Here is a 23,643-nt window from a genome sequence, read left to right on the forward strand (position 1 = left end):
GAGGCCCCCGGGGCCCCGCCGCGGCGGGGTGCCGGGGGCCTCAGCGCCCCTCAGGGGCGGGTGGCGATCCGGAGGAACGTCACCGAGCTCGGCTCGAAGTCGTAGGTGAGCCGGTCACCGCGGATGCCGAGCAGCCGCTCCTCCGGCCCGATGGGCGAGCTGTCCGAGGAGTGCTCGGCGCCGGGGTCGCCCGTCAGCGTCGTGACGGTCGAGGTGCGGCCCCAGTCGAAGCCGTCCCCGAGGTCGATGTCGGCCCGCGCGGGGACGTCCTGGGCGTTGACCACCTTGAGGATGACGTCGCCGGTCTCCTCGTCGTAGGTGGTCACGTGGCGGAAGGGCTCGGCGACCGCGTCGTCGGTGAAGCTGCCCCACTCCTGGCCGTCGACGTACATCGTCACCGTCCGCCCGCGCACGGAGACCTTGAGGTCGTAGTCGCGCCCGGCCTCGATGGTGCGCACGGTGTCGCCCTCGAAGACCGTGGACTTGCCGCCGCCCTCCGCCTTCTCCACGAGCGAGCGCGTGTTGCCGAAGCCGCCCAGGTTCCACCAGTAGTAGTCGCCGGTGCCCTGGACGCCGAAGGCCACGAGGAAGCCCTCCGCGCCGGCGGTCTTGCGCGCCGTCAGCTCGAGGTCGTAGTCGGTCCACGACTCGTCCCCGGCGCTCACCAGCCCGCCCTCGCTCGTCAGGCTGCTCTGCACGTACTCGCCGTCCTGCACCGACCAGGCGCCCGTGCCGCCGAGCACCGACCAGGCGCCGGCGCCGTCGGCGAAGTCGTCGTCCAGCAGCACCTCGCCGTCGGCGGAGGTGACCCGGACGTCGTCGTAGGCCGCGCTCGTCAGCCACGTCGACAGGCCGACGGCGCCCCGGACGGGGCGGGTGACGACCTCGCTGCTGGAGGCCGTGCTGGGGACGACGCGGTCGCCGACGTTGGTCATGAACAGCTTCTGGTTCTCGTAGCTGGGGGTGCCCCAGACGCTGTCGTCGTCGAACCAGATCAGGTTGGGGAACCACTGGTCGTGGCCCTCCGAGGCGAGCAGCGGGGCGTAGGACGCCAGCTTGACGACGTCCGCGTTGCGCTCCAGGCCGGTCATGAACGAGGCCTCGGCCAGGGCGTTGCGCCACTGCTGGCCCTGGGAGGCGTACTCGCCGAGGAAGACGTCCGGGCCCTCGCGGTCGTAGGCGTCGTAGCGCTCGTTGTTCTGGAGGAACCAGGAGGGGCTGTTGTAGTAGTGCTCGTCGACCATCTCGGTGCCGGCGTCGCGGTTGAGCTGCCAGAGCCGGTCGAAGTTGCGCCCCTCGTCGTCCGGCCCGCTGTTGCCCACGACGACGATCTCGGGGTGGGCCGCCTCGATGGCCTCGCGGAAGGCGAGGAAGTTGGCGAAGTAGGCGTCCGCGAGGTTCTCCTCGTTGCCGACGCCGATGTGCGTGAGGCCGAAGGGCTCCGGGTGGCCCATCTCCGCGCGCAGGCCGCCCCACTCGGTGGAGGCGTCGCCGTTCGCGAACTCGATGAGGTCGAGGGTGTCCTGGATGTGGCGCGCCAGGAGCTCGGGGTCGTCGGTGGCGCGGTTCTGGCCGCAGCCCGTGACGAGCGCGGGCACGACCGGCAGCGGCATCGCGCCGAGGTCCTCGGCGAACTGGAAGTACTCGAAGTAGCCCAGGCCGTAGGTCTGGTTGTAGCCCCAGAAGTTGGCGTTGGTGGCCCGCTCCTCGACCGGCCCGACGGTGTCCTTCCACTGGTAGGAGCGCTGGCGCTCGTACCCGGACGCCTCGTCGTAGCCCTCCATGCTGCCGGTGTTGACCAGGCAGCCCCCGGGGAAGCGCAGGAAGCCGGGCTCGAGCGCGGCGATCTTCTCGGCGAGGTCCTTGCGCAGGCCGTTCTGGCGGCCCTTGAAGGTGTCCTGCGGCATGAGGGAGACCATGTCCAGGCGGACGGTGCCGCCCCCGCCGGCCAGCACCTGGAGCCGGGCGTCGTTCGTCGTGCTGCGGGCCCGCACCTCGCCGGTGTACTTCGCCCAGCCGTCCCCGGTGACCTGCAGATGCAGGGGCTTGGACAGGGCGGTGAGCCCGGAGGCGCTGCGCAGGGTGACCGTCAGCGGGGTGCCGCCCGCGGCGTCGGTGCGCGCCCACACCGAGAAGGTGTAGCGCTCGCCCTTCACGACCGGCATGCCCTCGGTGAAGCCCTCGTTGCGCACCCCCGTCTGCCCGCGGCCCTCGCCGAGGTCGAGCTGCAGGTAGGTGCGGTTGCGCTCGTTGAGCCGCTGGTCGTCGTCGACGACCTGGACGGTGCCGCGGCTGCCCCCGGTGCGGACCTCGCGGTAGCCCGTCAGAGGGCCGTAGGCGGCGTTGTCCTCGGGGGAGAACTCGAAGGAGCGGTTGCGGACGAGCTCGGCGTACAGCCCGCCGTCCGCGGCCCAGTTGATGTCCTCGTAGAAGATCCCGTACATCGAGTCGGAGATCTCGGGGCCGTCCGCCCCGCCGGTGAGCGAGATGTCGTACTCGGCCGGCTCGACGGGCGCCGCCGTGGAGGCGGGGAGGGGCAGCAGGACCCCGCCGAGCAGCAGGGCGGCCACGGCGGTGGCCCGGGTGCGCCCTCCGGTGCGCCCTGCGCCGCTCGGGCGCGCGGGGCGGGGTGCGGGCAGGTCGTGGGACGTCATCGTCGCTCTCCTGGGTGGTCGTCCGGACCCCCCGGTGGACTCATGTGAGCGCTCACCTTCGCCGCACTGCGGTGTGCCGCGGTCAGAGGGGGATAGACCGATTGATAGCCGACGAGAAGGACATCGGTCAACGGGTGCCGCGCGCGCGGCCGATCCACCGGTGCGGGCGTCGCGTCGTCGTCGGCGCGGGTCTCGGCCGCGCCGGTCCCCCGGTCAGCGCCCGCGGCCGTGCGGCGGTGAGGGGAGGCGGCGGCCCTTCCACTCCAGGTCGCCGCGGCGGTGCCCGCGGACGGAGCGCACGACGAGCGCGGCCAGCACGACGAGCGACGCCGGGTGCGCGGCGGCGTCCGGCCAGGCCCGGCCGCCGGTCCGGCGCGCGGCGACCACCCGCGAGGCGACGCCGGCGGCGAGGCCCAGTGCGCCCGCCCGCGAGCCCGCCAGCGCCCCCGCGAGCGGGGCGACCCCGAGCGCTGCCAGGCCCGCGGCGAGGACGAGCGAGCGCCCGGGGGAGCCGCCCGCGCTCCACAGCGACTTGGCGTAGCCGTCGCGCACCGCGGGCCAGCCGTCGTACATGCGGCACGTGGCGAGCGCCGTCCCGTCGGTCACGCCGCCGCGCCCGCCCGCGGCCTTCACGGCGCGGACGAGCGCGACGTCGTCGAGGACGTCGCCGCGCACCGCCGCGTGCCCGCCCGCCGCCCGGTAGCGGGCGGCGTCGACGACGAGCAGCTGGCCGTTGGCGGCCGACAGCGAGGGGCGCGGCGAGCGCTCGGCCAGGCGCAGCGGCAGGGTCGCGAGCCACGACCACTGCAGCAAGGGCTGGACCAGGCGCTCGCCGGGCGTGACGGCGACCTGGCGGGGGTAGGGGGAGACCAGGTCGAGCCCGCTGCGGCGCAGCTGGTCCACGGCGGCCGCGACCGCGCCGATCGCCAGGCGGACGTCGGCGTCCACGAAGACCAGGACGTCCCCGCCGGCGGCCTCGGCGAGCTGGGCGCACGCCCACGTCTTGCCGAGCCACCCGGCCGGGGCGGGGCGACCGGCCAGGACGCGGACCCGCGGGTCGCCGTCCGCCGCGGCGCGGGCGGCCTCCGCGGTGCCGTCGCCGCTGGCGTCGTCGAGGACCAGCACCTCCAGGTCCGGGACGCCGCGCTGGGCCCGCACGGCGGCCAGGCACGCGGCGACCTGGTGCGCCTCGTCGCGCACCGGCAGCAGGACGCTCACGGCCCCGCGGACCGGCGGCGGGTCGGCGGCGGGTCGGCGCAGCAGCAGCGCGTTGGCGCACGTGTGCGCCAGCAGCGCCGTCGAGACGGCCGACGTCGCGGCGACGAGCCCGCGCCCGGCCCGGGGGAGCACGCCGAGCGAGCGCGTGCCGCGGACGCGGCTCACGAGCGGGCGATCACGGACGGGCGCTCACGGACGGGCGATCACGGACGGGGGCGCGCTCATCGCCGGCGGCGCATCGGGCCGGCGGCCCACAGCCAGTGCGCGAGGGTCGGCGCGACGACGGCGCCCATGACGACGAAGCCCCACAGCCCCGCCCACGGCCGGCCGGAGAAGACCACCGCGTCGACCGTCGAGCCGAGCCAGGTCCAGCCGAGCAGGAGGCTGGGGACGGCCAGCTCGGCCGAGCCGCGCGCGCGCTCGGTGCCCGGGGCCGCGTGGCGCACCAGCCGGCGCGGGGCCGCCGGCTGCTCGCGCCGGCGGGGGGTCCGCCGCGGGTCCGGGACGACGCGGTGCAGCACGGCGCTGATGACGAGCGCGACGAGCAGCCAGCCGAGGTAGTTCGTCAGCGGGATCCCGGGGACGCCGGGGAGGGCGGGGGTCGGGTCGGCCCAGGCCCAGTGGCCCTCGGCGACCATCATCGGGTCGAGGAAGAGGTCCCAGGAGGCGAGCCCGACCGCGGCGACGGGGACGGCGGTCCAGCTGCCCGGAGGGGCGAGCGTGCGCCCGGCGAGCAGCATCGGGTAGGCCATCATCGTCCAGGCCAGCGGCACGACGACGGGGACGTCGAGCACCTGGGGCCCCAGCGTCCCGGCGTAGGAGTACTCCCCGAACGGCCACCCGGTCGCCGTCCCGACCGCCTCGGCCACGAGCCCGAGGCCGCCGGCGACCACGAGCACGGCGGCCGCGGCGGGGACGCCGAAGCGCCGGGCGGCGTCGGCGAGGACGGCGGCGGCGAACAGCGCGACGGCCGCCATCGTGGTGGTGTGCAGCGCGGTGCCGGACAGCAGCGGGTGGGCCACCTGGGCCAGCACCGCGGCGCCGGCGAGGACGAGGGAGACCACGCCGAGGCGCGAGCGCGGGCGCCTGCCCGTCGCCGTCGGGCGCTCCGAGGACTTCGTCGTGACCACCAGCCGAAGAGTAGGCGGCTCGGTCAGGGCTCGCGCCCGGCGAGCGTGCCCTCGAGCGACGTCACGGCGAAGCGGGCGAAGAGCTCCTCGGCGTACCAGTCCTCCCGCGGCGTCCGCTCGACGACGGCGCGGTGGGGCGCTCGGCCGTGCGCGAAGGCCGTCAGCGCGGCGCTGTCGCGCCACAGGCTCACGGTGCCCTGCAGGCCCACGGGCGCCTCGCCGACGCCGATCGCCATCCGCAGGCCGTCCACCGCCGAGAGGTCGTCCGAGACCGGTGGCACGGCGCGGGTGAAGGTGCGCCACGAGCCCAGCCGCACGCGGGCCCGGGTGATGCTCACGACGGGCGCGTCCGCCGGGGGACGGCGCGGGGGCGGGTCGCCGAAGGGCGCGAGGCCGCCCCAGCGCCCGCGGCTGGCGACCGGCGTCATGGCCAGGCGGAGCCGCTCCTGCGCCAGGCGGCCCCACGCGCGGGCGGTCGCCGAGCGCTCGAACCAGGCGGCGTCGCCGGGGGAGTCCCAGGCGGCCAGGAGCCCCCAGTGCAGGGGGTCGGCGTCGCGCGCGGTGAAGGTGCGCCCCGACCCGGTGCCGAGCAGCTTCGTCCACCGGGCGCCGCTGCGGCGCAGCAGGGCGCGGTCCAGCGCCATCCGCCCGAGCGCGGCGGGGACCGCGGCCGGGCCCACCCCCCAGACGTGGAGCGTGACGAGCGCCGGGACGTCGTCCCGCGCTCCCGCTGCTCCGCCCACGGGGCGAGGGTAGGCGGACACCCCTCCCGCCCCTCAGCGGGCCGGGGCCCCAGCGGGCGGGGACCTCAGCGGGCGGGGACCTCAGCGAGCGGGCCCCTCGGCGGGTGCGCCCGCCCCGTGGAGGACGACGGTGCCGCCGCTCGCCTCGACGGCCTGCAGCGTCCGCAGCTCCAGCAGCCCCGGGGAGCCGGCGACCAGCCGGGCCGCGTTGGCGAGCGCCCGCGTGGCGGCCACCTCCGCGCGCGCCCGCTCGAGGGAGGCCAGGCCGAGCGCGCGCGCGGTCACCGCCTCGGCGGCCGCCTGGCGGACCTCCGCCGGCGCCGAGAGGTCGCGCAGGGCCGCCCGCCGGCAGACGGCGCCGACCTCGGCCAGGGGGTCGGCGACGAGGGCGCGGACCTCCTCCCCGAGACCGGCGCGCGCGGCGAGGAGGTCGTCGTACCCGCGGCTCGTCACGGCGTCCCGCAGGCCGAGCTGGAGGGTCACGTGGACGAGGTCGTCGGCGTCCTGGACCGCCTCGATCCAGCGCTGGGGGTCGACCACGGCGACGTCGGCCACGAGGGAGCAGCGCACCGACAGCCCCTCGGCGGTGGCGACCTCCTGCGCGGAGAGCACGACGGAGCGGGGCCGGGTGTCCACGCGCTCCCACCGCGTGCGCCACCGGGGCCGCCGGTGCGCGCCGGGGCCGAGCACCTCGACGAGGGCGCCGTCGCGGTAGCGCAGCACCCGCTCCCAGCCGTGCACGACGACCCGCACGTCCTCGCCCTCCGCTCCTCCGGCGCCCCGGGGACGCGCAGGAGCCGGGCTCGGCCCGGGGTGCGACCGGTGCGGCGCGCCGGCGCGGGGGGCGCCCCTCGACGGGGACGCCGCTGACCGCGCCGCCGGGGGTGCCGCGCCGGCCGCACCGGTGGGAGTCGAACCCGTGCGTCCGTGAGCGCATCGCCTGGTGGCGGTCCGGGCCGACCTGCAGGACCCGCGGCGGCGACGCCGCCCGGCTGCTGCCCGGACGCGCCGGACGCTACGACCCCTCGCGCGGGTCGCGCACCGCCTTTCCCGGTCCGGCCGGGGGCCCGCCGTCCGACGTCCCCCGGACGGCGCAGGCGGCGAGGGCGCTCAGACGAGCGTGTCGAGCAGCGCGCGGCACGCCCGGGCGCACGCCCCGCACGCCTCGGCGCACAGCCGGCAGTGCCCGTGGTGGCCGGCGTGGGAGGCGCACTCCTCGCCGCAGGTGGTGGCGGCGGCGACGGTGGCCAGGAGCAGTGAGCGCACACCTCCGTGACGCGGGTGCTCTGGCGCGAGAGCACGCGGGCGGTCGCCGCGCAGACGTCGGCGCAGCCCAGGTCCGTGCTGACGCACCGTCTTCTGGGGCGTCGTCGGCCTCGGACAGGCAGGCGACGGCGCCCGCGGTGCAGGCCTGCGAGCAGTCGAGCACGGCCTGGACGGCGGCCGCGAGCAGGTCCAGCTGCGGTGAGGGGCTGGGGTGGGCGGCCAGGGCGGCGGCGACGGTCACGGGCCCCCGGGCGTCGGGGCGCTCCGGCGGTGCGCCGGAGCCCGGCCAGGCCGGGGCGCGGGCGCCGGCGCGCACCCGCGGCCCGCGCCCGCGCGGGCGGGGTGTCGGCGCCGGCTGCCAGGATGCCGTCATGACAGCCACCACGAGCGCCCTGGGCCGCGCGCAGATCGCCGCGATGGTCGACCACACGCTCCTCAAGCCCGAGGCCGCGCCCGCGGACGTCGCGGCGCTCGTCGCCGAGGCCCGCGCGCTCGGCGTCCTGGCCGTGTGCGTCTCGCCGTCCGCGCTGCCGCTGGAGGAGACCGGCGACCTCGTCGTCGCCACCGTCTGCGGCTTCCCCTCGGGCAAGCACGCCAGCGAGGTCAAGGCCGCCGAGGCGGCCCGCGCCGTCGCCGACGGCGCGCACGAGGTCGACATGGTCATCGACGTGGGCGCGGCCCGCGCGGGGCTGTGGGACGCCGTGCGCGCCGACATCGCTGCGGTGCGCGCCGCGGTGCCGGCGCCGGGCGTCCTCAAGGTCATCATCGAGTCCGCGGCGCTCGAGGACGACGCCGTCGTCGCGGCCTGCCGGGCGGCGGAGGAGGCGGGCGCCGACTTCGTGAAGACCTCCACCGGCTTCCACCCGAGCGGCGGGGCCAGCGAGCACGCCGTGCGGCTCATGGCCGAGACGGTCGGCGGGCGCCTCGGCGTCAAGGCCAGCGGCGGCATCCGCACGGCGGAGCAGGCGGCCGCGATGGTCGCCGCCGGCGCCACGCGGCTCGGGCTCTCGGCCAGCGCCGCGGTGCTCGACGGGACCCCGGCGTGAGCGCCGGGCCGTCCCGGGGCGGGCGGGAGCGGGGCCGCAGCGGCCAGGGCGTCGACGAGCGGGCGCTGCGGGCGATCCCGTCGCTGCCCAAGGTGGTCCTGCACGACCACCTCGACGGGGGCCTGCGGCCGCAGACGGTCCTGGACCTCGCCGCGGAGGTGGGCCACGAGCTCCCCGCCGCCACGGCCGACGCCCTCGGGCGCTGGTTCGAGGAGTCGGCGAGCTCGGGCACGCTCGTGCGCTACCTCGAGACCTTCGACCACACCACGGCGGTCATGCAGAGCGCCGACGCGCTGCGGCGGGTGGCGCGCGAGAGCGCGCTCGACCTGGCGGCGGACGGCGTCGTCTACGCCGAGCAGCGGTACGCCCCCGAGCAGCACCTCGCCGGCGGGCTCTCCCTCGACGAGGTCGTCGTCGCGGTGCAGGAGGGCTTCGCCGAGGGGGAGCGGGAGGCCGCCGAGCGGGGCACGCCCATCCGCACCGGCACCCTGCTGACGGCGATGCGGCACGCCGACCGCGGCGTCGAGATCGCCGAGCTCACGGTGCGCCACCTCGGCTCGGCGTCCGGCGGGTCGGTCGTCGGCTTCGACATCGCCGGCGCCGAGGACGGCTTCCCGCCGGAGCGCCACCGCGAGGCGTTCGACCTGCTCCACGCCGCCGGGGTGCCCGTGACCATCCACGCGGGCGAGGCCGCCGGGCTCGACTCGATCCACGGCGCGGTGCACGCGTGCTCGGCCCAGCGCATCGGCCACGGCGTGCGGCTGCTCGAGGACGTCGAGGGCGCCGGCACCCCGCAGGCCTCCCCGGGCCCGCTCGCGGCGTGGGTGCGCGACCGGCGCCTCCCGCTGGAGCTGTGCCCCAGCTCCAACGTGCAGACGGGTGCGGCCACGTCGGTCGCCGAGCACGGCATCAGCGCGCTGCGCGACCTCGGGGTCGTCGTCACCGTGAACACCGACAACCGGCTGATGTCGGCCACGACGATGAGCCGGGAGATGGAGCTGCTGGTCCGCGAGGCCGGCTGGACGCTCGAGGACCTGGAGGCGGCCACCGTCGCGGCGGCGCGGACGGCCTTCCTCCCGCACCCCGTGCGGGAGGTGCTCGTCGAGGAGCTCGTGCGCCCCGGCTTCGCCGCCGCCCGCGGCTGAGCGACGGCGCGCGGGGGCTCGTGGACGTCCCGGACGCCGCGGCGGTGGCTGGACCGGCCGCTGCCGCGGCGGTGCACCTGGCCGCCGCCGCGGCGTACGCCGGCTTCCAGTGGACCGTGCGCGTCGTGGTCTACCCGCAGCTGGCCACCGCGGCCCTCGCCCCGGGGGGCGAGGCGCCCTTCCCGGCGCTCGAGGCCGCGCACAGCCGCCGGGTCTCCCGGCTCGTCGGCCCGCTCTTCCTGCTGCTCGTGGGCTCGACGGGCTGGCTCGTCGTGGCGGGGCACGGCTCGGCGGACGCGCCGCTCGCCGTCACCGCGGCGGGCTGCACCGCCGTCGTGCTCGCCGCCACCGCGCTCGGCGCCGTCCCGCAGCACCGCGTCCTCGGGAGCCGCTGGGACCCCGCCGCGCACCGGCGCCTGGTGCGCTGGGACGGCGTCCGCGTCGCGGCGGCCACGCTGCAGCTGGGCCTCGCGCTCGTCCTCGTCCTGCGCTGACCGCAGCGCCGGCCCGGCCCGCCCGCTCCGGCGGGAGGCGGCCCTACCGTCGGACCGTGCTGCGCAGACACCCCCAGCTCACGTCGTTCGCGGTGGTCGTCCTCACCGTCTTCGGGGTCCGCACCGTCCTCGACGCGGTGGCCCCCGACCTCCCCTGGTTCGCCGCGTCCGCGATCGCCGTGCTCACGGCCGCCGTGCTCGGCAGCGTCGTCGCGCGGCGGCTCGGAGCCGGCTCCGGCGACGACTGACCCCGCCCCCCTCCGACCCGACCGCCGAGCTCGCGCCCGGCGTCAGAGGAGGGAGCGGACGGCGGCCTCGGCGTCGGCGACGGGCAGCGGGCGGCAGCCGAGGTCGGTCCACCGGCGCACCAGGGCCGGCTCGGCGCGCGCCAGCGCCAGTCCGCGGCGCACCAGGACGTGCGGCGGCTTGCGGCTCTCGGCGACGTCGCGCAGGAGGCGGAAGGTGAAGCTGACCGCGACCGGCCGCTGCAGGCAGATGGCGTCGGCCAGCAGGGCGCGCTCGCGGCAGGCCGCCACCAGGTCGGCGGCGAAGATGCCCTCGGCGACGACGACGGGGGAGGTCCCGACGGACAGGTGGACGGTCCCGGTCCGCCTGCTGGAGGGGATGTCGTAGACGGGGACCTCGGCCTCGCCCTCGCGGCAGAGCCGCTCCAGCGCGGCGAGCGCGCGCCCGGCGTCCCAGCTGCCCGGGTCGTCCCAGTCGACGATGCCGAAGCGGTGCGGCAGCCCCGGCTCGTCGCCGTCCCGGTAGAAGTCGTCCAGGGCGAGCACCGGCAGGCCCAGCCGCCGCACCATCGACGTCTTGCCCGAGCCGCTGGGCCCCGTCAGGAGGACGACGCGGCGACCCGGCGGACGCCGGGCCCCCGCGGGCTCGGCGAAGAGGGCGTCCTGGGCGGCGCCGAGGGGGGCGCCGGTCGCGTCGACAGCTCGGCCGTGCCGCCCGCCGGGGGTCGTGGGCTCGCTCACGCGGGGAGGGCGATGGCGCGACGCAGGTCGGACCGGACGGCGTCCAGGCGCAGCGCCGCCTCGCGCCGGGCCGCCGCCACGGCGAGGGCGTCCGCCCCGCGCTCCACGGGCACCACGACCTCGCAGTAGCACTTGAGCTTCGGCTCGGTCCCCGACGGCCGGACGACCACCCGGGCGCCGTCGGCGGTGCGGTACACGAGGCCGTCGGTGGGCGGCAGCTCCTCGTCGCCGGCGGACAGGTCGGTGACGGCGACGACCTCGCTGCCGGCCAGCGACGCGGGCGGCTCGGCGCGCAGGCGGGCCATCGCGTCGGAGATCAGGACGAGGTCGTCCACGCGCAGCGTCAGGGGCGCCGTCGCGTGCAAGCCGTGGGCGCGCGCGAGGTCGTCGAGGACGTCGAGCAGCCCTCTGCCCCGGGCCCTCTCGGCCGCCGCCAGCTCGGCGACGAGCACGGCGGCGCTGATCCCGTCCTTGTCGCGCACCGCGGCCGGGTCGACGCAGTAGCCGAGGGCCTCCTCGTACCCGTAGGCCAGGCCCGGCACGCGGCTGATCCACTTGAAGCCGGTCAGGGCGACGGCGCTCTCCAGCCCGTGGGCCTCGGCGACGCGCGCCAGCAGGTCCGAGGAGACCACCGAGCGGGCCAGGACGGAGCCCGGCGGCAGGCCCCGCTCGGCCAGGTGGTGGCCCAGCAGGGCACCCACCTCGTCGCCGGTGAGCTGGCGCCAGCCCCCGTCGCCGGAGCCGTCGGCCCCGTCGTCGACGCCCGGGCGCAGCGGCACGGCCACGGCGCAGCGGTCGGCGTCGGGGTCGTTCGCGATGACGACGTCGGCGCCGCTCTCGCGCGCCAGCGCCAGCGCGAGGTCGAGCGCGCCGGCCTCCTCGGGGTTCGGGAACGCCGTGGTGGGGAAGTCGGGGTCGGGCTCGGCCTGCTCGGCGACGGTCGTGAGGTCCTCGAAGCCGGCGGCGCGCAGCGCCCGCTCGACCAGGACGCCGCCGACGCCGTGCAGCGGCGTCAGGACCACGCGGAGGTCGCGCGGCCCGGTGCGCCCGGCGACGGCCGCGGCGCCGTCCACGTAGGCCTCGACGACGTCGTCGCCGAGCACGTCCCAGCCGCCGGCGGCCAGGGGCACCTGCGCCGGGTCGGTGACGTCGCCGACCGCGGCGATGCGCGCGGCGATCTCGGCGTCCGCGGGGGGCACGATCTGCGCGCCCTCCTCGCCGGGCCCGCCGAGGTAGACCTTGTAGCCGTTGTCCTGCGGCGGGTTGTGGCTGGCCGTGACCATGACGCCCGCGTCGGCGCCGAGGTGGCGGACGGCGGAGGCGAGCACGGGCGTGGGCAGCGGGCCCGGCAGCAGGGAGGCGCGCAGCCCGGCGCCCACGACGACGGCGACGGTGTCGAGCGCGAAGGGGCGCGAGCCGTGGCGGGCGTCGTACCCGACGACGACGTGCGGGGGGGACTCCGGCCCGCCCTCGCGGTCGACCAGGTAGCGGGCCAGGCCCGCGGCGGCCCGGCGCACGACGACGCGGTTCATCCGGTTCGGCCCGGGGCCGAGCCGGCCGCGCAGACCGGCCGTCCCGAAGGCCAGCGTCCCGGCGAAGGCGTCGTCCAGCTCGGCGACCGCCCCGGCGTCGCCCTCGTCGGCGCGCTGCACCAGCGCGCGGAGCTCGGCGGCGGTCGCCTCGTCCGGGTCGGCCGCGGCCCACGCGAGGGCCTCCTCGTGCCGGCCGGCCCGGGCGCGGTCCAGGGCGCGCTCGCGGTCCGCGCCGTCGGGCACCCGCTCCTGCTGCTCGTCCGGGCCGCTCACAGCCGCTCCACCACCTGGGCGAGCAGGGCGCCGATGCGGGGACCGGCGGCCCGGCCGGCCTCGACCACCTCCGCGTGGCTGAGGGCCTCGTCGCTGATCCCGGCCGCCAGGTTGGTCACCAGCGACAGCCCGAGGACCTCGAGCCCGGCCGCGCGGGCGGCGATGGCCTCGAGCGCGGTGGACATGCCGACGAGGGAGGCGCCGAGGACGCCGGCCATCCGCACCTCCGCGGGGGTCTCGTAGTGCGGGCCGGGGAACTGGGCGTAGACGCCCTCGGCCAGCGACGGGTCCACCTCGCGGGCGACGTCCCGCCAGCGGCTGCTGTAGAGGTCCGTCAGGTCGACGAAGGTCGCGCCCTCGAGCGGCGAGCGACCGGTGAGGTTCAGGTGGTCGCTGATGAGGACGGGCTGGCCGGGCGAGTAGGCGGGGTCCAGGCCGCCGCAGCCGTTGGTGAGCACGACGCCGCGGCACCCGGCCGCGGCGGCCGTGCGGGCGCCGTGGGCGACGGCGCGCACGCCGCGGCCCTCGTACAGGTGGGTGCGGCTGCCCAGGACGAGCGCCCGGCGGTCGCTGCTGCCGATGCGCACCGAGCGGAAGACGGGCACGTGCCCGGCCACGGCCGGCGCGGTGAAGCCCGGGACCTCGTCGGCCGGGACCTCGGCCAGCACCTCGCCGAGGGCCTCGACCGCCGTGCCCCAGCCGGAGCCGAGCACCAGTGCGAGGTCGTGGCGCTCGGCGCCCGTGCGCTCGGCGAGGACCCGCGCCGCGCGCGCGGCGGCGTCGTGGGGGTCGGCGAGCACGTCGTCCGGAGCACTGGTGGGGGCGCTGGTCGGAGCGCTGGTCGGGGCACTGGGTGGGGTGCTGGCCATGGGCGCACGGTACCGGCGGCCCGCCGCCGTCCCGGGCACCCCGGCCCCGGGGTCCCGGTGCTGACCCGCCGTCCTGAGCGGCCGGGCGCCGGGCTCCGGCGCGCTCCTGCCGGACCTCGAGCGCCCGCTCGGGACGCCGCCGCGCCGCCGGTGCCCCAGGTCCCTCGGGCGTCGACGAACGCTCCGGCGCAGCCGGAGCCCTCAGGCGCGGCTGTCTCCCTCAGGCGCCGCCGACGAGCCCGGTGGGCGGCGGGCCGCCGGCGGGGGAGGGGCGGCAGGGCCGGGCCCGCAGCGCCGTGACGTAGTCGCCGGGCGCACCGGCGGCCTCGGCCGCGTCCGCGACCATGCCGAGGTAGCGCGCGGCCGGCAGCCCGCCCTCGTAGGCGTCCAGGACGTAGACCCACGCGACGACCTGCCCGGAGAGGGTGTCCACGCGCACCCGCACCTTCCGGTAGAGACCCATCCCGGCGCCCTCGAGGTCGTCGAGCGCGCGGGCGTCGGGCTCGGTGAGGTCGTAGAGGCCGACGTAGACGGCGGCGTCGGCGGCGTCGTCCTGGACGACGGTGGCCAGGGCGCCCTCCCAGCCGCGGTCCTCGCCGCCGAAGGTCAGGCGCCAGCCGCGCAGCCACCCCGTCTCGGCGAGCGGGGAGTGCGGGGCCCGCTCGGCCATGCGCGCCGGGTGCAGGTTGCTGCCGTAGGCGGCGTACTGGGGCATGATCGCGACTGTATCCAGCCCGGGGGCCGCGCCCCCAGCGGCGGCAGCCGGTGGCGCGCCGACCCGCCCGAGCCGCGCGTGCGCGGGCGCGGCGGACGGCGGCGCAGCCGGCCCTCACCGCGGGCTGCCCGCGAGGCAGAATGGCGCGCGATGCCTCCCTCCGCGCGCGACCCGCAGACCCCCGTCCCCGACGAGACCGCCGGCAGCGACGGCGCGTCCGCCTCCGTCGAGCCCTCGCCGGAGGAGGGCGCCGCCGGCGCGGAGGGCATGGGCGCCCCCGCCGAGCGCGCCCCGGAGGGCAGCGACGCGGACGGCGCCCCGGCACCGCCGCCCGGTGTGGCCGGTGACGCCGAGCGACGCGCCGCCGAGACCCCGCTGCCCCTGAGGTCGGCGGTCACCGACGTCGCCGGCACGCGCGTCGTCGTCGTCGGCGGGGGCCCGGGCGGCTACGAGGCGGCGCTCGTCGCCGCGCAGCTCGGGGCCTCGGTCACCGTCGTCGAGCGCGACGGGCTGGGCGGCTCGACGGTGCTGACCGACGTCGTCCCCTCCAAGACGCTCATCGCCACGGCCGAGGTGATGGCGACGGTCACCGAGTCGACCGAGCTCGGCCTGCGCTTCCCCGGCGGCGGGCAGGGCGGGACGGACGCCCAGAGCGCCGTCACCGTGGACCTCGACCGGGTGAACACCCGCGTGCGGGGGCTGGCCCGGGCGCAGTCGGAGGACATCCGGGAGCGGCTCGAGCGCGAGGGCGTCGACGTGCTCGTGGGCCGCGGCACCGTGGTCGCCCCCGACCGGGTGCGCGTCGAGCTGGCGGGCGGCGAGACGCGCGACCTGCGCGCCGACGTCCTGCTGCTGGCCACGGGCTCCCACCCCCGCGAGCTGCCCGACGCGATGCCCGACGGCGAGCGCATCCTCACGTGGAAGCAGCTGTACGACCTCACCGAGCTGCCCGAGCGGATCATCGTCGTCGGGTCGGGCGTGACAGGGGCCGAGTTCGCCAACGCCTACGAGGCCCTCGGGTCCGACGTCGTCCTGGTCTCCAGCCGGGACCGCGTGCTGCCGGGCGAGGACGCGGACGCGGCGCAGGTCATCGACGACGTCTTCCGCCGCCGCGGCATGACCGTCATGGCCCGCTCGCGGGCGCAGTCGGTCGTGCGCGACGGCGACGGCGTCCTCGTGACCCTCTCCGACGGGCGCGAGGTGCGCGGCTCGCACTGCCTGATGGCCGTGGGCTCCATCCCCAACACCGAGGGCCTCGGGCTCGAGGAGGCCGGGATCAGGACGTCGGAGTCCGGTCACGTCGTGGTGGACCGCGTCTCGCGCACGTCCATCCGCGGGGTCTACGCGGCGGGCGACTGCACCGGCGTCCTGCCGCTGGCCTCAGTGGCCGCCATGCAGGGCCGGATCGCCATGTGGCACGCCCTCGGTGACGCCGTCTCGCCCCTGAAGCTGCGCACCGTGGCGGCCAACGTCTTCACGGCGCCGGAGATCGCCACGGTGGGCTGGACGCAGGCGCAGATCGAGTCGGGCGAGGCGCAGGGCCAGGTGGTCAAGCTCCCCCTCGCCGGCAACGCGCGCGCCAAGATGCTGGGGATCCACGACGGCTTCGTGAAGCTGTTCTGCCGCACCGGCTCCGGCACGGTGATCGGCGGCGTCGTCGTCAGCCCGCGAGCCAGCGAGCTGGTCTTCCCGCTGACCCTCGCCGTCGAGCACCGCCTCACCGTCGACCAGGTGGCCCACGCCTTCAGCGTCTACCCCTCGCTGTCCGGCTCCCTCGCCGAGGCCGCCCGGCGCCTGCACACCGCGCCCGAGGTCGACTGACCCCTCGCCGGGAGCGCCTCTGAGGCGCACTGTGTCGACACCCTGTCGCCGAAGGCGCCCCTGAGGCGCACTGTGTCGCCACCCTGCCGCCGAAGGCGCCCCTGAGGCGCACTGTGTCGCCACCTTGCCGTTGTGGGTGCCACTGGAGCGCACTGCGTCGGCACCTTGCCGCCGAGGTGGCCCCTGGGGCGCACTGTGTCGGCACTCTGCCGCCGAGGCTGCCCCTGGGGCGCACTGTGTCGGCACTTCGTCGCTCAGGGCGCCTGTGCGACGCACTGTGTCGCCACCTTGCCGCTGTGGGGGCCACTGGAGCGCACTGCGTCGTCATCGTGCCGGTGGCGCTGCCGCTGCTGGGCGGCGCCGGCACTGCGACGTCCCCGGCGTCTCCTGCGTCCGAGGCGGTGTCACCGACGCGCCATCGCCGCGCGGACGAGCGCTACGGCACGGCCGGGCTCGGCCATGTCGGCGGCGGTGACGTGGACGACGATCCAGCCGGCCTCGCGCAGCCGGTTGAGCCGGGCCCGGTCCTCCTCGAACTGGTCGGGCGCCCCGTGCCAGCGCCCGTCGTACTCGACGGCGATCCGCAGGTCCGGCAGGGCGAGGTCGACGCGGGCCACGGCGCGGCCGCGGTCCCGGACGACGACCTGGGGGACGACGTCGATGCCGGCCCGGCGCAGGTGGACCCGCAGCGCCGACTCCGGGAGCGACTCGGCCAGCGGGTCGACCTCCTGCAGCGCCGTACGGACGCCCACGACGTCGTTGTCGTGCCGGCCCTCGAGCCAGGTGGCGAGGCGCTCCTGGGAGATGTCACCTCGGCGGAGCAGCTGGTCGAGGCGACCGACGGCGACCACGAGGGGCACGCGAGCGGCGGCGTCGAAGGCCATCCGCTCTGGGGCGGCGAGCGACGTCGTGCGCCAGGGCGTGCCGGGGGGCAGGGGGGCCGCCGCTCGCCGGGCCGTGACGCCGCGGATGGACGGATGGGGACCACCGGAGGGCAGCACGACCTCCACCGGGTCGCGAGGCCGGAGCCAGTCAGCACCCAGGACGGCAGCGGCGGACGCCCCCGTGATCTGCGCCGAGCCCGGGAGCAGCAGGCCGGCCGCCTCGCACATCAGCGCGTGCGTCACCTCGACGTCGCGTCGTGTGTACACGCCGTGCAGGAGCCGCACCCACGGCCCGTCCCTCAGCTGCCTCGGCGTCAGCGCTTCGGCGGCGATCGCGTCGCGGCCGCGGAAGACGAGGGGCAGGTCGACGTCCGGCGAGCTCCGCATGGCGGGACGCTGCCGTCTCCACGCGGGCGCCCGCTGGCGTCGTCCACAGGGGCGCGTGCTGCGGGACGGCGCCTCGTCGAGGTCGTGGCGCCGCACGACCGGCTCCGCCGGCGAAGTGCCGACACAGTGCCGTCTGAACAGCGCCCTGACCGTCAGATTGTCGACAGAGTGCGCTGGGACGGGGCGCCGGACGTCAGAGTGCCGACAGAGTGCGGTGGAGGGGCGCCCCGGGCGCCCCGGGCGCCGTCGAGGTGCGGGGAGGGCGCCGTCCAGGTCAGGCGGGGTCGACGATCTCGCAGAGGACGGCGCCGGAGGCGACGGACTGGCCCACCTCGGCCGCGAGGCCCCGGACGACGCCGGCGCGGTGGGCGGTCAGCGGCTGCTCCATCTTCATCGCCTCGAGGACGACGACGGTGTCCCCGGCCTCGACCGCGTCGCCGTCGGCCACCGAGACCGCGACGACGGTGGCCTGCATCGGCGAGGTGAGCGACTCGCTGCTGCTCGTCGCCTTCTGCGCCCGCCCGCGGCGGGTCTTCGCCCGCGCCGGTGCGCCGGTGGGAGCACCGCCGCCGCCGAGCCCGGCGGGCAGCACGACCTCGAGGCGCCGTCCGCCCACCTCGACGACGACGCCCTCGCGCTCGCCCGCCTCCGGCGCGTCGGCCGCGGGGCCCGCGAAGGGCTCCACCTGGTTGTCGTACTCGGTCTCGATCCAGCGCGTGTGCACCGTGAAGGGGCCCTGCCCGCCCGAGACCTCGGGGGCGAAGGCCGGGTCGACGACGACGGCCCGGTGGAAGGGCAGGACCGTCGGCATGCCGTCGACGACGAACTCCGCCAGGGCGCGACGGGCGCGCTCCAGCGCCTGTCGGCGGGTGGCGCCGGTGACGACGAGCTTGGCGAGCATCGAGTCGAAGGCCCCGGCCACCGCGTCCCCGGCGACGACGCCGGAGTCCACGCGCACGCCCGGCCCGCTGGGGGCCTCGAAGCGCGTGGCCGTGCCGGGGGCGGGCAGGAAGCCGCGCCCGGCGTCCTCGGCGTTGACGCGGAACTCCAGCGAGTGCCCGCGCACGGGCGGGTCGTCGTAGCCGAGCGCCTCCCCGGCGGCGATGCGCAGCTGCTCGCGCACGAGGTCGAGGCCGGTGACCTCCTCGGAGACCGGGTGCTCGACCTGCAGGCGGGTGTTCACCTCGAGGAAGGAGATGGTGCCGTCCTGGGCGACGAGGTACTCGCAGGTGCCCGCCCCCACGTAGCCCGCGGCGCGCAGGATCTCCTTGGACGCCCGGTAGAGCTCGGCCTCCTGCGCCGGCGTCAGGTAGGGCGCCGGCGCCTCCTCGACGAGCTTCTGGTTGCGGCGCTGCAGGGAGCAGTCGCGGGTCGAGACCACGACGACGCCGCCGTGGGCGTCCGCCAGGCACTGGGTCTCGACGTGGCGGGGGCGGTCGAGGAAGCGCTCGACGAAGCACTCGCCGCGGCCGAAGGCGGTCACGGCCTCGCGGACGGCGGAGTCGTAGGCGGCCACGACCTCCTCGCGCTCGCGCACGACCTTCAGCCCGCGCCCGCCGCCGCCGTGCGCGGCCTTGATGGCCACCGGCAGGCCGTGCTCGTCGACGAACGCGAGCACCTCGTCCGCGCCCGACACCGGGTCCTCGGTGCCGGCCACGAGCGGTGCTCCGGCGCGCTCGGCGATCTTGCGGGCGGCGACCTTGTCGCCGAGGGACCGGATCGCCGACGGCGGCGGGCCGACCCACACCAGGCCGGCGTCCAGCACGGCCTGGGCGAACTCGGCGTTCTCCGACAGGAAGCCGTAGCCCGGGTGGACGGCGTCGGCGCCCGAGCGCTGCGCGACGCCGAGCAGCAGGTCCTGGCGCAGGTAGGACTCGCCCGGCGTCGTCCCTCCCAGGGCGAAGGCCTCGTCCGCGGTGCGCACGTGCAGCGCGTCGCGGTCGGGCTCGGCGTAGACGGCCACCGAGGCGATCCCCGCGTCGGCGCAGGCCCGGGCCACGCGCACGGCGATCTCCCCGCGGTTCGCGATGAGGACCTTGGAGATCGTGCGCCTGCCGTCGTCCGCCGTCGCCATGCCGCGTCCCGCCTCCTGGTGCTCAGCTGCCGTCCGCGTCGCGCCCCAGCGCACCGCGGGTCCGCCTGACGGCGGGCCGCCGGGAGCCTAGTCCCGCACCGGAGGGGTGCCCCGGCGACGGGCCGCGGCAGCGACGGCCGCACGGGGGCGCCGGGAGGGCCCCCGACGTACCGGGGGAGAGGGGCCCGGACGGCGAAGTGGCGACCAGGTGCCCCGAGAGGGGGCGTGCGGACGGCGAAGTGGCGACGAAGTGCCGGGAGAGCGGATGTGCAGACGGCGAAGTGGCGACCGAGTGCGGAAGGAGGGGCGGGTGCGGACGGCGGGTCGGCGACGACGCGCGGGCCTTCAGGCCGGGCGGCGCAGGTCCGACCAGCGGACACCGGCGTCGTCGAGCAGGGAGCGCAGCGTGGCGAGGCCGAGCCCGACGACGGCCGAGGGCTCGCCGTCCACGGACTCGACGTAGGGGGCGCCCAGGCCGTCGAGGGTGAAGGCCCCCGCCACGCGCAGGGGCTCGCCGGTGGCGACGTAGGCCGCCACCTCCTCGTCGTCGAGGTCGGCGAAGCTCACCGTCGTGGAGGAGACGGCGCCGAGCGTCGCCCCGGAGCCGCCGTCCTCGCGGGCGTCGACGAGCCAGTGGCCCGTGTGCAGGACGCCGGAGCGGCCCCGCATCCGGCGCCAGCGCGCCGCGGCCTCGTCGGCGTCGGCGGGCTTGCCGTGGACCTCGCCGTCGAGCTCGAGGACGGAGTCGCAGCCCACGACGAGCGCGCCCTCGTCGGCGACGGCGTCGAGCTCCTCGAGGCGGCCCGCGACGTCCTCGGCCTTGGCGCGGGCCAGGACGAGGCAGACGTCGAGGGGGTCGGTGACGCCGTAGCGCTCGACGACGGCGGGCTCGTCGACACCGCTGACGAGCACCAGCGGGTCGACGCCGGCCGAGCGCAGCAGCGCGAGGCGGGCGGGGGAGGCGGAGGCGAGGACGAGGCGCACGCCGCGACCGTAGTCCGCCGCGCGCGACGCCAGCACGACGCAGGGCCCGCCCCCGGGTGGGGGCGGGCCCTGCGTCGTGCAGCGGGTGGAGCAGGTGCGGAGCGGTCAGACGGCGGCGGTGACCCGGGTGCCGTCGTGGCTGCCCTCGCGGGCGTCGTCGGCCTCGCCGGGGCGGACCCCGGCGTCGCCGCGCTCGTCCTCGCGGAAGGAGAGCGGGTCGCGCCCGCGGGGGGCGTGGTAGGCCTCGACGTCGAGGATGCCCTCGCGCTTGGCGACGATCGCCGGCACGAGCGCCTGCCCGGCGACGTTGGTCGCCGTGCGGATCATGTCGAGGATCGGGTCGATGGCCAGGAGCAGGCCGACGCCCTCGAGGGGCAGGCCCAGCGTGGACAGCGTCAGCGTGAGCATGACGACGGCGCCGGTCAGGCCCGCGGTCGCCGCCGAGCCGACGACGGACACGAAGGCGATGAGCAGGTAGTCGGTGATGCCGAGCTGGATGCCGAAGAGCTGCGCCACGGTGATGGCGGCGAGCGCCGGGTAGATCGCGGCGCAGGAGTCCATCTTCGTCGTCGCGCCCAGCGGCACGGCGAAGGAGGCGTAGGAGGACGGCACGCCGAGGTTGCGCTCGGCCACCCGCTGGGTGACGGGCAGGGTGCCGACGGAGCTGCGCGAGACGAAGGCCAGCGTGATGGCCGGCCAGGCGCCGGAGAGGTACTTGCGGGCCGAGAGGCCGTGGGCCTTCGCCAGCAGCGGGTAGACGCCGAGCATGACGATCAGCGAGCCGATGTAGACGTCGGCGGTGAAGACGGCGAGCGGGGCCACCAGGTCCCAGCCGTAGCTGGCCACGGCGTTGCCGAGCAGGCCGGCGGTGCCGATCGGGGTGAGGCGGATGACCCACCACAGGACGGTCTGCGTGACGGCGAGCGCCGAGCGGACGAAGGCGAGGAAGGGCTCGGCCTTCTCGCCCGTCTTGAGCACCGCGGTGCCGATGGCGAGCGCGAGGACGACGAGCGAGAGCACGCCGAAGGAGAGGCTGGTCGAGGCGGTGTCGCCGTCGACGCTGGTGCTCGCGTTGAGCGACAGGATGTTCGAGGGCACCAGCTGGTCGAGGAAGTCGAGCCAGCCGCCCTGCGTGCCGGAGGCCTCGGCCCCCTCGGTGCTGATGTCGGCGTTGGCGCCCGGGTTGGTGAGCAGGCCGAGCGTGATGCCGATGGTCACCGCGATGAGCGAGGTGATGGCGAACCACAGCAGCGTCTGGCCGGCGAGGCGGGCCGCGTTCGTCACCTCCCGCAGGTTCGCGATGGAGACGATGATCGCCGTCACCACGAGCGGCGGGACGACGACGCGCAGCAGCTGGACGAAGGTGCCGCCGATGGTGGCGAGCACGGTGGTCAGCGCGTTGGGGTCGTCGGCCGTCCCGCCGAGGGAGCGGGCCAGGATTCCCAGTCCGACGCCGGCCACGAGGCCGACGAGGATCTGGGCGCCGAAGGGGATGCGCGCGGCGCGCCGGAGGAGTCTCACGGACCAGGCAACCACCACCGTTGCCCGAGGCATTCCCCGCTATCCCGACTCCATCGGTCGGGAATGCCCCGGGCGGCCGTGACCTGGTGCGGCGGCGCCGGTTCGGCAGCCAGACCGACGCGCGCGGCCGTCAGCGAGCCGGGACCAGCGCCTCGCGCAGCACGTCCAGGCCCACCGCGCCGAGGTCGAGCGCGCGCCGGTGGAAGTCGCGCAGGACGAAGTCGTCGCCCTCGCGGGCGCGGACCTCCTCGCGCAGCGCCAGCCACAGGCGCTCGCCGACCTTGTACGACGGCGCCTGGCCCGGCCAGCCCAGGTAGCGCAGGTGCTCGAAGCGGCGCACCGGCTCGTCCTGGCGGGCGTGGGCGGTGAGGTAGTCCCAGACCCCGTCGGCGTCCCAGGTGCCGCCGCCGACCTCCGCGGGTGCCTCCAGGCGGCAGTGCAGGCCGATGTCGACGACGACGCGCACGGCCCGCAGCACCGAGCCCACGAGCATGCCCATCCGGTCGCCCGGGTCGTCCAGGTGCCCCAGGTCGGCCATGAGGCGCTCGGCGTAGAGCGCCCAGCCCTCGCCGTACCCGCTGCTCCAGGCCATGGTCCGGCGCCAGCGGTTCAGGACGTCGGAGCGCAGCAGGGCGTGGCCCACCTGCAGGTGGTGGCCCGGGACGCCCTCGTGGTAGACGGTCGTCGTGTCCAGCCAGGTGGCGAAGGTGGTCTGCCCCGGCGGCACCGAGAACCACATGCGTCCAGGACGGGAGAGGTCCTCGCTGGGGCCCGTGTAGTAGATGGCCCCGGACGAGCTGGGCGCGATGCGGCACTCCAGCCGGCGCAGCGGCTCGGGGACGTCGAAGTGCGCAGCCCCCATCTCCTCCACGGCGCGGTCGGAGAGGTCCTGCATCCACGCGGTGAAGGCGGCGCTGTCGGGCAGGCGTCGCGCCGGGTCGGCGTCCAGCACCGCGATGGCCTCGTCGGGGGTGGCGCCGGGGCGGATGCGCTGGGCGACGTCGGCCATCTCGGCCTCGATGCGCGCGACCTCCTCCAGGCCCCAGGCGTAGGTCTCCTCGAGGTCGACCTCCGCCCCGAGGAAGAGCCGGCTGCGCAGCGCGTACTCCTGCCGGCCGCAGGCGTCGTCCTCCCGGGCGCGGGGGAGGACGTCCTCGGTCAGCACGCGCGCCAGGTCGGCGTAGGCCGACCGCGCCGCCTCGGCGCCGCGCGCCAGGTCGGCGGCCAGGCCCGCGGCCGGGGCGGTGCCGTCCGGACGGGCGCCGGCCGCGAGGCCCGGGAAGAAGCCGTCCGCGGCGGCGAACTCGAGGGCCTGCTCGGCCCCGGCCGCGACCTGCCGGGCGGCCGGGGGACGGCCCCGGTCGCACGCGGTGCGCAGCGACTCGGCGTAGCCCTCCAGCGCCCGCGGCACGAGGGCCAGGCGGCGGGCGATCGTCGCCCAGTCCCGCGCGGTGCCCGTCGCCATGAGGTCGAACACCTCGCGCACGTCCTGCAGCGGGGTGGCGAGCACCGTGATCTCGCCGGAGTCGAGGCCCGCGTCGGCCATCTCGACCTCGAGCGAGAGCCGCTCGCGCATCGCGGCGAGCGTGACGACGTCGACGTCGTCGGTGACCGACCCCGGCCCGAGGTCCTCGAGACCCGCCAGCGTGCGGCGGGCGAGGTCCGCGCGGCGCGCCGCGCCGGCGGGGCTGTAGTCGGTCATCTCGTCGTCGTGCCCGGGCAGGCCCATCGACGTCGCGGCGACCGGGTCGAGGGCGGCGTAGGCCGCCACGTGGGCGTCCGCCAGGTCGTCGAGCGCCGAGCGGGCGCGGCGGGCGTCGGGGGCGGCGGTCGTCACGGGCACCCGCACCACCCTAGGAGGACGTCGCCCTCCCGCACCGGCCTTCCACGACCCCGACCGC

General features: G+C 77.2%; 20 protein-coding genes. 5 read left to right on the plus strand and 15 right to left on the minus strand.

Annotated features, from left to right (window positions below; all coding sequences use genetic code 11):
* Positions 1 to 50 precede the first annotated feature (50 nt).
* The 6 genes from Q0848_RS02325 to Q0848_RS02350 form a co-directional block, all read right to left on the minus strand.
* Positions 51 to 2,654: an alpha-L-arabinofuranosidase C-terminal domain-containing protein gene (locus Q0848_RS02325; protein ID WP_299034234.1), complete on the minus strand. Its 2,604-nt coding sequence runs from the start codon at positions 2,652 to 2,654 to the stop codon at positions 51 to 53.
* A gap of 213 nt (positions 2,655 to 2,867) precedes the next feature.
* Positions 2,868 to 4,037 carry a glycosyltransferase family 2 protein gene (locus Q0848_RS02330; protein WP_299034237.1) on the minus strand — a complete coding sequence of 390 codons (1,170 nt, stop codon included), beginning with the start codon at positions 4,035 to 4,037 and terminating at the stop codon, positions 2,868 to 2,870.
* A 56-nt stretch (positions 4,038 to 4,093) separates the two neighbouring features.
* On the minus strand, positions 4,094 to 5,002 hold the full coding sequence (locus tag Q0848_RS02335) for a carotenoid biosynthesis protein (protein WP_299034240.1): 909 nt from the start codon (positions 5,000 to 5,002) through the stop codon (positions 4,094 to 4,096).
* A 23-nt stretch (positions 5,003 to 5,025) separates the two neighbouring features.
* Positions 5,026 to 5,745: a monooxygenase gene (locus Q0848_RS02340; protein WP_299034243.1), complete on the minus strand. Its 720-nt coding sequence runs from the start codon at positions 5,743 to 5,745 to the stop codon at positions 5,026 to 5,028.
* 81 nt (positions 5,746 to 5,826) lie between these two features.
* On the minus strand, positions 5,827 to 6,498 hold the full coding sequence (locus Q0848_RS02345; protein ID WP_299034246.1) for an SPFH domain-containing protein: 672 nt from the start codon (positions 6,496 to 6,498) through the stop codon (positions 5,827 to 5,829).
* A 357-nt stretch (positions 6,499 to 6,855) separates the two neighbouring features.
* A complete protein-coding gene (locus Q0848_RS02350; protein ID WP_299034249.1) occupies positions 6,856 to 7,011 on the minus strand; it encodes a four-helix bundle copper-binding protein in 156 nt (51 codons plus the stop codon).
* A gap of 371 nt (positions 7,012 to 7,382) precedes the next feature.
* Here Q0848_RS02350 and deoC point away from each other — a divergent pair, with 371 nt between their 5' ends.
* The 4 genes from deoC to Q0848_RS02370 all read left to right on the plus strand — a co-directional run bounded on the left by deoC (position 7,383) and on the right by Q0848_RS02370 (position 9,944).
* Positions 7,383 to 8,057 carry a deoxyribose-phosphate aldolase gene (gene deoC / locus Q0848_RS02355; protein WP_299034251.1) on the plus strand — a complete coding sequence of 225 codons (675 nt, stop codon included), beginning with the start codon at positions 7,383 to 7,385 and terminating at the stop codon, positions 8,055 to 8,057.
* Between the two features lie 65 nt (positions 8,058 to 8,122).
* Positions 8,123 to 9,202 carry an adenosine deaminase gene (locus Q0848_RS02360; protein WP_366146383.1) on the plus strand — a complete coding sequence of 360 codons (1,080 nt, stop codon included), beginning with the start codon at positions 8,123 to 8,125 and terminating at the stop codon, positions 9,200 to 9,202.
* A gap of 44 nt (positions 9,203 to 9,246) precedes the next feature.
* Complete coding sequence (locus tag Q0848_RS02365) at positions 9,247 to 9,696, plus strand: hypothetical protein (protein ID WP_299034257.1); 450 nt, start codon at positions 9,247 to 9,249, stop codon at positions 9,694 to 9,696.
* Between the two features lie 56 nt (positions 9,697 to 9,752).
* Positions 9,753 to 9,944 carry a hypothetical protein gene (locus Q0848_RS02370; protein ID WP_299034260.1) on the plus strand — a complete coding sequence of 64 codons (192 nt, stop codon included), beginning with the start codon at positions 9,753 to 9,755 and terminating at the stop codon, positions 9,942 to 9,944.
* A gap of 42 nt (positions 9,945 to 9,986) precedes the next feature.
* Here Q0848_RS02370 and Q0848_RS02375 read toward each other — a convergent pair whose 3' ends face one another.
* From Q0848_RS02375 to Q0848_RS02390, 4 genes are all read right to left on the minus strand, one after another.
* Entirely contained in the window at positions 9,987 to 10,682 is a 696-nt protein-coding gene (locus tag Q0848_RS02375) for a uridine kinase (RefSeq protein ID WP_299034263.1), read from the minus strand.
* Entirely contained in the window at positions 10,679 to 12,427 is a 1,749-nt protein-coding gene (locus Q0848_RS02380) for a phospho-sugar mutase (protein ID WP_366146384.1), read from the minus strand. Before Q0848_RS02380 ends, Q0848_RS02375 begins: the two co-directional genes overlap by 4 nt.
* 56 nt (positions 12,428 to 12,483) lie before the next feature.
* Positions 12,484 to 13,356, minus strand: a complete 873-nt coding sequence (locus Q0848_RS02385; protein ID WP_299034270.1) for a purine-nucleoside phosphorylase — start codon at positions 13,354 to 13,356, stop codon at positions 12,484 to 12,486.
* A gap of 220 nt (positions 13,357 to 13,576) precedes the next feature.
* The gene (locus tag Q0848_RS02390; RefSeq protein WP_299034273.1) at positions 13,577 to 14,071 is read right to left on the minus strand and encodes a gamma-glutamylcyclotransferase family protein; all 495 of its coding nucleotides are present in this window, start codon (positions 14,069 to 14,071) and stop codon (positions 13,577 to 13,579) included.
* Between the two features lie 150 nt (positions 14,072 to 14,221).
* Here Q0848_RS02390 and Q0848_RS02395 point away from each other — a divergent pair, with 150 nt between their 5' ends.
* Positions 14,222 to 15,892 (plus strand): NAD(P)H-quinone dehydrogenase, encoded by a 1,671-nt coding sequence (locus Q0848_RS02395; RefSeq protein WP_299034275.1) that lies wholly within the window; start codon positions 14,222 to 14,224, stop codon positions 15,890 to 15,892.
* Positions 15,893 to 16,296: 404 nt separating this feature from the next.
* On the opposite strand, the gene Q0848_RS02400 is transcribed toward Q0848_RS02395, so the two are convergent.
* The 5 genes from Q0848_RS02400 to Q0848_RS02420 all read right to left on the minus strand — a co-directional run bounded on the left by Q0848_RS02400 (position 16,297) and on the right by Q0848_RS02420 (position 23,585).
* Complete coding sequence (locus tag Q0848_RS02400) at positions 16,297 to 17,163, minus strand: endonuclease domain-containing protein (RefSeq protein WP_299034277.1); 867 nt, start codon at positions 17,161 to 17,163, stop codon at positions 16,297 to 16,299.
* Positions 17,164 to 17,437: 274 nt separating this feature from the next.
* A complete protein-coding gene (locus Q0848_RS02405) occupies positions 17,438 to 19,207 on the minus strand; it encodes a biotin carboxylase N-terminal domain-containing protein (protein ID WP_366146385.1) in 1,770 nt (589 codons plus the stop codon).
* 375 nt (positions 19,208 to 19,582) lie between these two features.
* Positions 19,583 to 20,221 carry a nucleoside triphosphate pyrophosphatase gene (locus Q0848_RS02410; protein WP_299034281.1) on the minus strand — a complete coding sequence of 213 codons (639 nt, stop codon included), beginning with the start codon at positions 20,219 to 20,221 and terminating at the stop codon, positions 19,583 to 19,585.
* Positions 20,222 to 20,326: 105 nt separating this feature from the next.
* Positions 20,327 to 21,742, minus strand: coding sequence for a dicarboxylate/amino acid:cation symporter (locus Q0848_RS02415; RefSeq protein ID WP_299034283.1), 1,416 nt, complete (start codon positions 21,740 to 21,742; stop codon positions 20,327 to 20,329).
* Between the two features lie 130 nt (positions 21,743 to 21,872).
* The gene (locus Q0848_RS02420; protein WP_299034285.1) at positions 21,873 to 23,585 is read right to left on the minus strand and encodes a DUF885 domain-containing protein; all 1,713 of its coding nucleotides are present in this window, start codon (positions 23,583 to 23,585) and stop codon (positions 21,873 to 21,875) included.
* Positions 23,586 to 23,643 lie beyond the last annotated feature (58 nt).

This window comes from uncultured Pseudokineococcus sp. (genome assembly GCF_947495735.1).
Classification (GTDB): Bacteria; Actinomycetota; Actinomycetes; order Actinomycetales; family Quadrisphaeraceae; genus Pseudokineococcus.

Excerpts from the sequence above, each read along its gene's own strand:
- Q0848_RS02325 (WP_299034234.1), bottom strand. The coding sequence starts at position 2,654 with ATGACGTCCCACGACCTGCCCGCACCCCGCCCCGCGCGCCCGAGCGGC.
- deoC (WP_299034251.1), top strand. The coding sequence starts at position 7,383 with ATGACAGCCACCACGAGCGCCCTGGGCCGCGCGCAGATCGCCGCGATG.
- Q0848_RS02385 (WP_299034270.1), bottom strand. The coding sequence starts at position 13,356 with ATGGCCAGCACCCCACCCAGTGCCCCGACCAGCGCTCCGACCAGCGCC.
- Q0848_RS02390 (WP_299034273.1), bottom strand. The coding sequence starts at position 14,071 with ATGCCCCAGTACGCCGCCTACGGCAGCAACCTGCACCCGGCGCGCATG.
- Q0848_RS02395 (WP_299034275.1), top strand. The coding sequence starts at position 14,222 with ATGCCTCCCTCCGCGCGCGACCCGCAGACCCCCGTCCCCGACGAGACC.
- Q0848_RS02400 (WP_299034277.1), bottom strand. The coding sequence starts at position 17,163 with ATGCGGAGCTCGCCGGACGTCGACCTGCCCCTCGTCTTCCGCGGCCGC.